We start from the raw sequence: 12286 nt of genomic DNA on the forward strand, positions 1-12286 counted from the left end.
TAAAAACAATTAAAAGGGCTTATTAGTTATTTCAGAACAATAATTCAAATACTTTAGGCAATAAAAAACCCCACTTCTAAAAACTAGAAGTGCGGTTTAATGTTTAAAGCAAGCTTTTTAAGCGTTAAAAACCAACTGATTATCCTGGTAATCAACCTTAACAGCCGAACCTGGTGCAAACTCCCCTTTCAAAATCCGTTGCGCCAATGGGTTTTCCAAACGCTGTTGAATGACACGCTTCAATGGACGCGCACCATACACCGGGTCAAAACCAGCTTCACCCAACACATCCAATGCAGCATCGGAAATCTCAAAGCTAATCTCCGATTGTGCCAAGCGTTTTTCAAGGTATTGCAATTGAATTGCAGTGATCGAGCGAATTTGATCACGACCTAATGGATGGAATACCACCGTATCGTCAATTCGGTTAATAAACTCTGGACGGAAATAACCGCCAACAATCTCCATCACATCTTTTTTCATCTCGTCATAGCTGGCCGTACCTGCTTTTTCCTGAATCACTTGCGACCCAAGATTCGAGGTCATCACAATGACAGTGTTTTTAAAGTCCACCGTGCGACCTTGACCATCGGTCAAACGACCATCATCCAACACTTGCAACAAGATATTAAATACATCAGGATGCGCTTTTTCGACCTCATCGAGCAAAATCACCGAATACGGTTTACGTCGTACCGCTTCGGTCAGATAACCACCCTGTTCATAACCCACATAACCCGGAGGCGCACCGACCAAACGCGATACCGAATGTTTTTCCATAAACTCGGACATATCAATACGCACAATGGCATCGGTAGTATCGAACAAGAAATCCGCAAGCGCTTTGGTTAATTCCGTTTTCCCAACGCCTGTTGGCCCCAAAAATAAAAACGAACCATTCGGACGATTTGGATCAGATAATCCTGCACGCGAACGACGAATCGCATTTGAAACGGCAGTAACCGCTTCACTCTGGCCGACAACCTGTTTTTCAAGAACGGATTCCATTTTCAGTAATTTATCACGCTCGCCTTCCAACATTTTTGCCATTGGAATGCCTGTCCAACGTGCGACGACTTCAGCAATTTCTGCATCAGTAACTTTGTTTTTTAAAAGATGGTTACCACTCTCCTCTTGCTCAGCAGCTGCTTCCGCCTGTTCAACCTCTTGAATTTTTCGTTCAAGCTCAGGAATCTTGCCGTACTGGATTTCAGACATTTTCGCCAAATTGCCTTCGCGCTGTGCTTTTTCAAGTTCGGTTCGAGCCGCATCTAATTGCTCTTTATATTGTTGCGCGCCCTGCAAAGCTGCCTTATCACGCTTCCAAATTTCTTCTAAATCACCATACTCTTTTTCAAGCTTTTTAATTTCATCATTCAAGTCCGACAAACGTTGTTTTGACGCTTTATCTTTCTCTTTTTTCAAAGCCACTTGTTCAATTTTCAATTGAATCAGACGACGATCAAGCTTATCCATGACTTCCGGTTTCGAGTCAATTTCCATGCGAATTCGAGAGGCTGCTTCATCAATCAAATCAATCGCTTTATCCGGCAATTGACGGTCAGTAATGTAACGTTGCGACAATTTCGCGGCAGCAATAATCGCAGGGTCGGTAATATCGACTCCGTGATGCACTTCGTAACGCTCTTTAAGACCACGCAAAATAGCAATAGTATCTTCCTCTGTCGGCTCATCCACTAATACCTTTTGAAATCGTCGTTCCAGTGCGGCATCTTTTTCGATGTTTTCACGATATTCATTAAGAGTAGTCGCTCCGATACAATGCAATTCACCTCGTGCCAGTGCTGGTTTTAACATATTACCCGCATCCATCGAACCTTCAGTTTTACCGGCCCCGACCATCGTATGAATTTCGTCGATAAACAAAATCACTTGACCCGCTTGTTTTTCCAAGTCTTTTAAAAGTGCTTTTAAACGCTCTTCAAACTCACCACGGTATTTTGCACCAGCCAACAGCCCTGCCAAATCCAAGCTTAGTAATTTTTTATTTTTTAGCCCTTCTGGCACTTCGCCATTAACAATGCGTTGCGCCAAACCTTCGACAATAGCTGTTTTACCGACCCCCGGCTCACCGATTAATACCGGATTATTTTTCGTGCGACGTTGTAAAACTTGTACGGCACGACGAATTTCGTCATCACGGCCAATTACGGGATCGAGCTTACCGGAACGTGCTCGCTCAGTTAAATCCAGCGTATATTTCTCCAACGCTTGTCGGTTTTGTTCTGCATTTTGATCCTGCACGCGCTCACCCCCTCGTACCTGTTGTATCGCTTGCTCTAATTTGGTTTTATCAGCTCCCGCTTTGGTTAAACAGTCTTTTCCTGCATCAGAACTATCTAGTAAAGCAGTAAAAAACAATTCACTGGCAATATAAGCATCTTGGTTTTTCAGCGAAATTTTCTCCATCGCTTGCAAAATCCCAGAGGCATTGCGCGACAACTGCACATTACCTTGCATATTGCTGACTTGCGGCATGGCTTTGATTTTTTCCGTCACACATTGATTCAATTGTGCAATGTTCACTTGCGCTAACTGTAATAACGATTGCTGCTCTGGAATAATGCTCGAAAGAATATGAATCGGTTCAATATAGGCATGAGAACTACCAGCAGCCAAAGACTGTGCCGCACCTAAAACCGACTGAAATTGCGAAGTAAATTTATCAATCATATGCAAGACTCCAAAAAATTTTATCTACTTAATAAATAAGGAGTCTTTTTTAAATTTCAAGGGATTAGAAAAAAAAGTTAACAAAAAACCTAATTGAATTTTAAATAACGACATAGAGTGCTTGAATAATAAAAAAGGCTCGAAAATGATTTTTTCGAGCCTTTAACAATCGAGCTGATAAATCAGCTCTAGAAGTGAAATGTTTCTTAAAGCTGATTAAGCAACATTTGCTAGCAAGCTATTCATTCGTTTAATGAAAGCTGCCGGCTCTTCTAACTGATGACCTTCTGCAAGCTGTGCCTGCTCTAATAGGAACAGCGACCACTCCTTAACTGTATCATCGTTATCCATGGCTTCAAGCTTTTTGACTAAAGCATGGTCAGGGTTTAATTCCAAAACCGGCTTTTGCTTTGGAACCTCTTGACCCATTTGCTCCATCATGCGAATCATATGGGCAGACATTTCACCTTCTGCATTCACCACACAGGCAGGAGAATCAGTTAAACGGTGTGTAACTTTGACATCTTGAACAAGCTCTTCACCTAACGCCTTTTTTACTTTTTCTGTTAAAGCTTCACGTTGCTTTTTGTCTTCTTCAGAAAGCTCTTTTTCCGCTTCTTCATCAAACTCTTTCAAATCTGCTGAAGTAATCGATTTTAGCTGCTTACCCTCAAACTCGTTCAAATGAGATACCAACCATTCATCGATGCGGTCAGATAATAATAGAACTTCAATGCCTTTTTTACGGAACATTTCTAGATGCGGTGAACCTTTTGCAGCGGCATGCGTATCCGCAACAATGTAGTATATGGCTTCTTGATCTTCACTCATACGATCAACATAGTCTTGTAGAGCAATACGTTGCTCGACTTTGTCGTCATGTGTCGTAGAGAAACGCAACAATTTAGCGATTTTGTCTTTATTAGCAAAGTCTTCGACCAAACCTTCTTTTAGGACCTGACCAAACTCATCCCAAAAGTTGTGATACTCATCTGAATCATCTGCTTTTGCCATTTTTCCAAGATGATCCAATACACGCTTAACCGAAGCGGCACGGATTTTATCCACCACTTTATTACTCTGCAGGATTTCACGCGATACGTTTAGTGGTAAATCCGCTGAATCAATAACACCACGAACAAAACGTAGATAAGTTGGCATTAGATGTTCAGCATCATCCATGATAAATACACGCTTCACATAAAGCTTTAAACCATAGCGACGATCGCGGTCATATAAATCAAACGGGGCTTTCTTAGGAAGATACAACAATGACGTGTATTCCAATGTACCTTCCACTTTATTATGTATGTGGGCGGCTGGCTCTTGGAAATCATGTGAAATAGTTTGGTAGAAGTTTTTGTAATCTTCGTCAGATAATTCTGATTTAGGTTGAGTCCAGATTGCAGTGGCCTTATTGACTTGCTCCAATTCATCCAGCTCTTTATCTTCTTTGGCTTCCTCATCCCATTCAGTTTTTTTCATCTGGATAGGGAAGTTGATGTGATCCGAGTATGTCGTAATAATATTTTTCAGACGGAAACGGTCTAGGAACTCATCCATGTCTTCTTTCAGGTGAAGCGTGATACTCGTTCCCTTATCGTCTTTAGAAACCTCTTCAAGGGTATATTCTCCTTCACCCTTCGATGTCCAGCGAGTCCCTTCAGAAGTTCCTGCTTTACGAGTTTCCAAAGTAACTTCGTCAGCGACAATGAAAGAAGAATAGAATCCAACCCCAAATTGACCAATTAAGTTTGAGTCTTTCGCTTGGTCGCCAGTCATACTCTCTAAGAATTTCTTTGTCCCTGAATTGGCGATGGTTCCGATATTAGCAATCACTTCATCGCGTGTCATCCCGATTCCATTATCAGAGATAGTAACGGTACGAGCTTCTTTATCAAAACCAATAGTAATGGCTAATTTTTCATCGCCTTCATTCAAGCTGTCGTCCGATACCGCTGCAAAACGTAATTTATCTAACGCATCCGATGCATTGGAAATCAATTCGCGCAAAAAAATCTCTTTATTTGAGTAAAGCGCGTGAATCATTAATTTTAGAAGCTGATTGACTTCAGTTTGAAACTCATGGGTTTCGGTAGCACTCATTCTTTTTTCTCCAGTATTTTTCTGTGATGAAAAGTAAGGTTCTGTTTAATTCAAATAGACTTTGTAGTTACTCAACAAAGACTTGGCAAAACTGCCAATTAATGTGCTTGTTTGATAAGGTCAAAGCATTATTTTTCAAGACCGGCCGGTAAAATTTGTCCAAAATTAAGAAGATTCGTTAGAGATTCACCATCACTAAACGGAATCTAGGATGCGAATCACAGGCTAAAAAACAAAAAAGCGAGCATTAAGCTCGCTTTTAAAAGGTCATTTACCAAAAGATTTAAAAGAATTCAATTTCCTCTTCCTCTTCCTCTTCTTTATGCATACGTTCACGCATGCGCTCTTTCATAATATCTATTGCTTCTTCAGCAGGAATTTTCTGGTCGAAAATCAAATCAAATAACTCCTCCTCTTCTCGCATGGTCGTCCCTTTTCGAACACTCGCCTTGAAAGCTTCCCATTCTTCCGAGCTTTTCACTCGCATTTCATGAGAAACAATTTCTGCCAGACCTGAAAGTCCATGAGATACATGCGATAAACGCTGACTTAACTTGTCATAAAACTGGAAAGCAATAATCGCTTGTTGCATTTTGTTGGATAAGTCGCCTGTCTCAGTTAACAAGTTATTATGATGTTCTAAAGTCTTCGCATCAGAATCGACACCAGCAGCCTCAATCAAGTTTGAGCTCGTTGCCTGAATTTTTTCAATGTGCTGAGACATATAAGTAAAAGAATCAATCAGTGTATTCACTGAATTATCACCCTCAGTAATTGATAAATCAATCTGAGCCACCGATAAATTCAAAATCATAATAGTCTCTTGAATCTCTTTCGAGCCAAGAGAATATTGGTAATCATTTTCTGACATTATTTTTTCCAATCTGTATTAAGCAGCGCTGAGATGCGATCCACCGTTTTTATTCGAGCTAACCGTTTCAGTAATATCTAAAATTAGCGAAACCGTACCATCTCCTAGAATAGTTGCTCCTGCAATTCCACCAATTTTCATGAAATTACTTTCTAAACTTTTAATCACCACTTGTTGTTGGCCAAGCAAATCATCGACAAAGATGCCTGCTCTATGTCCTGCATCCTCCACAACGACCAATAAACCTTTTTCCAAATCCTCTTGCGCATCGTTAACACCCATTTTCTTATGGAGGCGAATAACTGGAATATACGAATCTCGCAGCTTATAAAGCTCTGTTTCACCAGCGATTCCTTTAATGAGCGCTTTATCAACCTGAATTGATTCAATAATGGAAACCAGAGGGAATACATAGGTTTGTGAACCAACAGAACAGAGCTGACCATCCAGAATAGCTAGAGTGAGTGGCAAGCGAATAGTGAAGACGCTCCCTTCACCCAAGGTTGTTTTCACGTCAACCGAACCACCAAGCGAGCGGATATTTCGGCGCACAACATCCATCCCGACACCTCGACCAGAAATATCACTAACAACTTCTGCTGTCGAGAATCCAGGATGGAAAATCAAATCAATAATATCTTGTTGAGATAAGTTGTGATCTTCTTCAATCACGCCCTTTTCAATCGCTTTACGTTCAATTACCTCATGATTGATACCCGCACCATCATCGGTAATCTGAATCAGAATATTGCCACCTTGGTGGAAAGCCGCCATTCTAACAGTTCCTGTTTCAGGTTTACCTTTGGAGGCACGAACATCCGGCATTTCCACCCCATGATCAATCGAGTTTCGAACAATGTGCACCAATGGATCCGTTAACTGCTCCAACATGGTTTTATCAAGTTCAGTTCCTTCACCTTCCATGACTAAGTCAATTTTTTTACCAAGTTTTTGGCTAACATCATGCACAATTCGAGGCATTCGATTAAAAGCAAAACTAACAGGTAGCATTCGAATATTCATGACACTTTCTTGAAGTTCACGAGTATGGCGTTCTAGGTGAGTTAAACCTTCTTTAAGTTTATCCACCCATTCCATTGACGAATTTTGACCTTCAGCTGCTTGCTCAGCCTGCTCACCGAACTGACTGAGCATTGATTGAGTAATAACCAATTCCCCAACTAAATTTACAAGCTGATCGATTTTGCTCAAGTCAACACGGATTGACCCTTCTTGTTTTGGCGCTTTATCCGCTGCTGCTTTCGCCTTCGAACCAGCTGCTGGTCTAGCCACTGGTTTAGTTGTAGCGGTTGGAGTTTCTGCTTTAGGAACCTCTGTTGGCTCAGGCACTTCTTCAACGGCGACAACTTCTTCGACAATAGTTGCTTCGGATGTCGATGCAGCCTCAATCACCGATGGCGGTGTAATAATAATTTCAGCACCATCACCATCAATCCATTCAAAAACTTCTCGGACATCCTCTTCTTTGATATCGGCCCCTTTGAGTTTTATTGTCCAGTTGATGTAAAGTTGTTCCGGATTAAACTCTGTTGCAGCAGGAATGGCAGATAAGTCTGGTTGAACGTCAATCTCTCCTAGGGATTCAAGCTCTCGCAAAATACGAAGCGGCTCATTACCTGTTTGCAAAAGCTCTTTTTCAGGTCGTAACTCAATTGTCCAAATAGAATCAGTGACAACCTCTGTTTCTTCATTTTTTTCTTCAACAGGGACTTCTTCAGCATTTTCATGAGACGGCACCTCACCACCAGACAAAATTTTCTCAAGCCAACTTTGTACTTCACTTGCCCGTTCATGATCTATTTCTTCATGATCTTGTAACTTTGTTAACATATCTCGAAGAACATCAACTGCTGCCAGCATTGCATCAACTGACTCCTGAGTCACTTCACGACTACCATCTCGCATTTCATCTAGAAGCGTTTCAAGAACGTGAGTAAACCCCGCTATTTCTGAAAAACCAAAGGTACCACTTCCTCCTTTAATAGAGTGAGCCGCACGGAAAATCTCATTGATTTTTTCATTATCAGGAATACCGGGCGGCAAATTTAGCAGGCCGCTCTCCATCGTATCTAGCCCTTCAAAACTCTCTTCGAGATAGGTTTGGCGAAATGTTTCCATCATGTCCATAAAAGTATTCCTCAGAATAATTCAACATCGCCCTCAACAGGCTTCGATTCAATATTGTGTATATAATTATTTTCTTCAGCCGCAAGTGCTTGGTTATGCATTGGGTTCAATCTACGAACCCGAGCCCGGCCGGTGGTTGGATAGTACAAAACTTTACGGGGATAAACATCCCCGATATCTTGTGAGACAACTTTAAACCCTTCGGTAAAAATGTAGTCAAATGCAAAGCCAATATTGTACCAACCAATATTTGTCATGGAGCTCATGATACGCCCTCCACCAAATAATTTGAATTCTAAGCGCTCACGTTTTGCACCTTTGGTTAACAAAGCATTCACTAAGTTTTCCATTGCGAAGTTGCCATACCGGTTAGCGTCTGAAAGTTCAGAATTTGCCGCTGATCCCTTGTTAATCGGTAACATAAAATGATTCATCCCACCAATTCCAGCTATTGGATCACGAATACAGGCGGCGATGCATGATCCTAAGACGGTTTCAATCCGTTCGTTTTCAGAAGTGACATAAAACTCGCCCGGCAAAATTTTGATCGTTTGTATACCTTCCGCAGGGTCGATACTAACTTGCATAGAGTTCTCAATTTTTTATTTCAAAGTATTCACTGGCAAAAACGCTTACTCGAAAATATTGAAATATATACCAATTTTGACAGTGAAGGTTTAAAAGCTATTTGTAACAGAGCCTTTAAATAATTTTTTCTAGTTGAAGTATATTCGCACTTAATGCAAGGTGTGACAAGTTCAGGGTTGGGATTTTTACGTCGAATTGATCTTAGTTTGTTTTTGCTCAAGTCTTCTCTGTTTAAAAAATCGTTTTAAAGTTAGAGAGCACTCTTCAAAAAGTACATTTGTTGACAACTCACATTGATGATTAAGTTCTTCAGCTTTTAATAACTGAAAAACTGAACCTCCAGCACCTGTTCGAAGATCGCTAGCACCATAAACAACTCTTTCGACTCTTGCATGTACCAAAGCTCCAGCACACATTGGGCAAGGTTCTAATGTTACATATAGAGTCGTATCAACTAGACGGTAATTATCCAAAACCTCTCCAGCCTTTCTTAAGGCCACCACTTCAGCATGTGCAGTTGGATCACTAGTACTTATTACTTGATTAAATCCCTCAGCAATTAATTCACCATTCAGAACAATCACTGCACCAACAGGTACTTCTCCTATCTGTTCAGCTTTATTCGCAAGAGATAAAGCATGTTTCATCCAAAACTCGTCTTGCTCCTGTTGAGACAAATCTTCAGGACATTTCATAATCTTTTTTTCCAGATAATAAAAAAGCTTTCTAAATCACTTCTAGAAAGCCTTCAAAAATTAAAATAAGTGGCAATTTTTACTAAACATATCTTCTTACGGCAAACAGAAAAAGATTTCAAATCTAAAATGAGTTGAGTTCAAGGCGAAGTAAGAGAGGTTTACACATTTTAAATGAGCGAACTGCAACAAAGAAACCACTCACATTCGATTGCGAATCAATGCTCAAAAAAACTTAAAACATTATTTATTTTTTACTATGTACCGTCTTTTTCCATACATCAGCAAAAAAACCGATAGCATTAATCTTAAATCACTTAATGCTGGCTTTCCAATTGATCTAGCTAGGTGCTCGACTTTTACTACCTCAAAGTTAAATCCCCCCCCAATAGCCGAAACATCGATGACAGTGAACCTACACCACCGAGCTCATCTAGATCCTTGCGGACTGGTTGTCTTGCAAAGGTAACAAGTTCTGCAAACGGCAGATCCATGCGATCCAGTAAATTACGGGTTGCTATATCTATTTCCAAAGGAGGATGTACCTAATTGGGTACATCCCCAAGAATTGCTTGTGTTAGGCAATACTGCCAGTAATGCCCTCACTTTCACAAGCTCGTTTCACTGCGTCACAATTTGTCGTCAGGTCAAGTAGGTTGGTGATATTTGGGAGAGGCCGAGGCGGCTTCGAGTATTGAGCCCTCCTTGTGGATATAGAGTTTGTCCGAACTTAGCAAGCCAGTCAAGATCTCTACATGCGCTAATGTCGAGCAGTACCTTTACCCACTCCTGCCAACAGGAAAAACACCAGAACGGCCAGCCCACCAATCAATGCAGCAGCCGTCAGAAGCAGCACTGAATGTGTAGTCGAAAAAGCAGCCTTACCCGCAGTAACCAATGCGGCAGCCTGATCACCGGAAAGCTGCCGCGCGACCAAATACGTATCGCCCATCGAAACGGTAGCCTGATCTGCAAGATTAGGAGGCAATCCAACAGGTGTCGTGAGGTTACGCCCAAAAATAACCGACATAAACACACCGAAGAGAGTAATGCCGAGACCTGTGCCCAATTCGTATCCTGTCGCTTCTAGCGACCCCGCAGCTCCACCCTTACTCGCATCGACCGAGCCCATAATAGCGATGGATGATGCAGTCAGACCAATGCTGAGAGCTAAACCAAGCAGTGCCAGCAATACCGGCACAATCAGCCCCGGAGAGTGGAAATCCTGCACGGCAAGCCACCCCAACGACAGCGCTGCGATTACCATCGACAGACTAGCCACTGGCCGCAGCCCATAATGAGCAGATAACCAACCCGCAACCGGACCACCCACTGCCGCCGCAGCCATGATAGGGATCAGGAATATCCCAGCCTGAAGCGGCGTTTTGTCTAGGACATATTGCAGTTCCTGCGCCAGAGTCAGCTCAACCCCAGCCAATGCGCCGCTAGTAACCACCGCCATGATGATACCGGCGACGATAGCAGGGTGTGCCAATAAGGACAGGTCCAACATGGGCGTAGCTGAGCGTAACTGCTTTCGAGCAAACAGCACCAACACTGACAATCCAAAGGCTAACGTCAGCAACACCAGTACAAGGGGTTGTTTTCCGGCAACCCCCGTCTTGAGTGCATATACCACCGCAATCATGCCCATTACTAGCAACAAGGCCTGACCAATCGGCCAATGACCTGGCGAGATCTGCTCCTGACGAGGTAACAGTATCCAGCAGGCCGGGGCTACGATGAGCATCAAAGGTACGTTGATTAGAAACACCGAGCCCCACCAGAATTTCTCCAACAGCGCACCACCTATCAGAGGGCCAACCGCCGCACCGGCAGCCCCCACAGTCCCCCACAACCCGAGCGCAAGCCCTCGCTCCTTATCGTCCTCGAAGGTACGGCGGATAATACCCAGCACACACGGCATAATCATTGCTCCCCCCAACGCCAGCATAATGCGCGCGCCAATCAGTATCTGAGCAGTAGGCGAAAAGGCCGTTGCAACTGAAGCAACCCCGAAGATCACCAAGCCGATCAGCAAGATGCGTCGATTGCCAACTTTATCGGCTAACGTACCCATAGGCACGAGTAAACCTGCCATCAACAGCGGATATATGTCGATGATCCATAACACTTCGTTGTTGGACGCGCTAAGCTCCTGGGTTAACTTCGGGACAGCGACATACAGGATGGTCATGTCAAGAACGACCGGCAGGAATGCCAACATCACTGCCAGCAGAATCAGCCAGCGCCTAGAATTCGGGAAGCTGTTAAGCACAAGTTCACCTATAATTTTGAGTGTTCTTTAAAATATAAATACAATCGTATTTAAATAAGATAATAGTGGTGTTAAAAGGAAAAGACAATGGGTAGAAAACCAACCATCTCTCGAGACGGACTGCTCGACGTGGCCGAAGAGTTGGTGCGTGAGCAAGGTGGGTCCGCACTGACTATTGGCGCTTTGGCAAAGGCGGCGGGAATTTCCAAGGGCGGCGTGCAGTATTCATTCGCCAGCAGGGACAATCTGGTGCGCAGCCTGATTGATCGCTGGACAAGCCAGTTCGACGCGATGCTGGACGACGCAGCGATACATGATCCGATCGACTTTATCCGAAGCTATATCGCGGCAACGAGAGCCTCACAACAAGCAATGGACGCGAAAATTGCAGGCCTAATGGTCAGCTATCTGGAAAATCCAGAACATTTACAAGAAACACGCGACTGGTATCGGGGGATTTTTGAACGTCTAGCTGGTGCATCGTCGAACGCTCAAACGGCACGAGTGGCCTTCTTGGCTGTCGAAGGACTGTTCCTTTTGCGCATTAATGGTATTGACGAAGATGGAGACTGGACTAGCTTTCTGGACGATGTTGAGGCAGTACTGACACGCTTGGCATGACCTGCCGTACTATGCGGGATGATTTGTCGATAAAAGATGCTCACCGAACGATGGTCAAGAATGGCTCATATCAGTCATCAGTCGAGTACTGGCAAACTGCTCTCTAAGGTTCGCAAGTCGCCTGGCCGTGACACGACCACTGATAATCTTATATCCAAGCCTACGACTCTGGAACCAGCATTGCCGGCATCAATCACCTTTTCATAGCATCGCTGCTTTTGTATTCCAGCATGAAAAACACCATGAAAAAGTCATTGATGACACAAACAACATTGTTGGACTTGG

8 protein-coding genes are annotated in these 12286 nt (G+C 43.0%); 1 reads left to right on the plus strand and 7 read right to left on the minus strand.

Annotation, left to right across the window (positions count from 1 at the left end; all coding sequences use genetic code 11):
- Nucleotides 1-117 precede the first annotated feature (117 nt).
- The 7 genes from clpB to D9T12_RS09350 all read right to left on the minus strand — a co-directional run bounded on the left by clpB (nucleotide 118) and on the right by D9T12_RS09350 (nucleotide 11380).
- The gene (gene clpB, locus D9T12_RS09320; RefSeq protein WP_130537918.1) at nucleotides 118-2694 is read right to left on the minus strand and encodes an ATP-dependent chaperone ClpB; all 2577 of its coding nucleotides are present in this window, start codon (nucleotides 2692-2694) and stop codon (nucleotides 118-120) included.
- Between the two features lie 216 nt (nucleotides 2695-2910).
- A complete protein-coding gene (gene htpG / locus D9T12_RS09325; protein ID WP_130537919.1) occupies nucleotides 2911-4800 on the minus strand; it encodes a molecular chaperone HtpG in 1890 nt (629 codons plus the stop codon).
- 283 nt (nucleotides 4801-5083) lie between these two features.
- A complete protein-coding gene (locus D9T12_RS09330; RefSeq protein WP_130537920.1) occupies nucleotides 5084-5671 on the minus strand; it encodes a hypothetical protein in 588 nt (195 codons plus the stop codon).
- 18 nt (nucleotides 5672-5689) lie between these two features.
- Nucleotides 5690-7819 (minus strand): chemotaxis protein CheA, encoded by a 2130-nt coding sequence (locus tag D9T12_RS09335; RefSeq protein WP_130537921.1) that lies wholly within the window; start codon nucleotides 7817-7819, stop codon nucleotides 5690-5692.
- Nucleotides 7820-7830: 11 nt separating this feature from the next.
- A complete protein-coding gene (cheD, locus tag D9T12_RS09340; RefSeq protein WP_130537922.1) occupies nucleotides 7831-8406 on the minus strand; it encodes a chemoreceptor glutamine deamidase CheD in 576 nt (191 codons plus the stop codon).
- 186 nt (nucleotides 8407-8592) lie between these two features.
- Nucleotides 8593-9102 (minus strand): tRNA adenosine(34) deaminase TadA, encoded by a 510-nt coding sequence (gene tadA, locus D9T12_RS09345; RefSeq protein ID WP_130537923.1) that lies wholly within the window; start codon nucleotides 9100-9102, stop codon nucleotides 8593-8595.
- 760 nt (nucleotides 9103-9862) lie between these two features.
- Nucleotides 9863-11380: an MFS transporter gene (locus tag D9T12_RS09350; RefSeq protein WP_165395084.1), complete on the minus strand. Its 1518-nt coding sequence runs from the start codon at nucleotides 11378-11380 to the stop codon at nucleotides 9863-9865.
- Between the two features lie 87 nt (nucleotides 11381-11467).
- Here D9T12_RS09350 and D9T12_RS09355 point away from each other — a divergent pair, with 87 nt between their 5' ends.
- Nucleotides 11468-12001 carry a TetR/AcrR family transcriptional regulator gene (locus tag D9T12_RS09355; RefSeq protein ID WP_130537924.1) on the plus strand — a complete coding sequence of 178 codons (534 nt, stop codon included), beginning with the start codon at nucleotides 11468-11470 and terminating at the stop codon, nucleotides 11999-12001.
- The last annotated feature ends 285 nt before the right edge of the window (nucleotides 12002-12286 follow it).

Source organism: Thiomicrorhabdus indica (assembly GCF_004293625.1).
Lineage (GTDB): Bacteria > Pseudomonadota > Gammaproteobacteria > Thiomicrospirales > Thiomicrospiraceae > Thiomicrorhabdus > Thiomicrorhabdus indica.

Excerpts from the sequence above, each read along its gene's own strand:
- clpB (WP_130537918.1), bottom strand. The coding sequence starts at position 2,694 with ATGATTGATAAATTTACTTCGCAATTTCAGTCGGTTTTAGGTGCGGCA.
- D9T12_RS09330 (WP_130537920.1), bottom strand. The coding sequence starts at position 5,671 with ATGTCAGAAAATGATTACCAATATTCTCTTGGCTCGAAAGAGATTCAA.
- htpG (WP_130537919.1), bottom strand. The coding sequence starts at position 4,800 with ATGAGTGCTACCGAAACCCATGAGTTTCAAACTGAAGTCAATCAGCTT.
- tadA (WP_130537923.1), bottom strand. The coding sequence starts at position 9,102 with ATGAAATGTCCTGAAGATTTGTCTCAACAGGAGCAAGACGAGTTTTGG.
- D9T12_RS09335 (WP_130537921.1), bottom strand. The coding sequence starts at position 7,819 with ATGGACATGATGGAAACATTTCGCCAAACCTATCTCGAAGAGAGTTTT.
- cheD (WP_130537922.1), bottom strand. The coding sequence starts at position 8,406 with ATGCAAGTTAGTATCGACCCTGCGGAAGGTATACAAACGATCAAAATT.
- D9T12_RS09355 (WP_130537924.1), top strand. The coding sequence starts at position 11,468 with ATGGGTAGAAAACCAACCATCTCTCGAGACGGACTGCTCGACGTGGCC.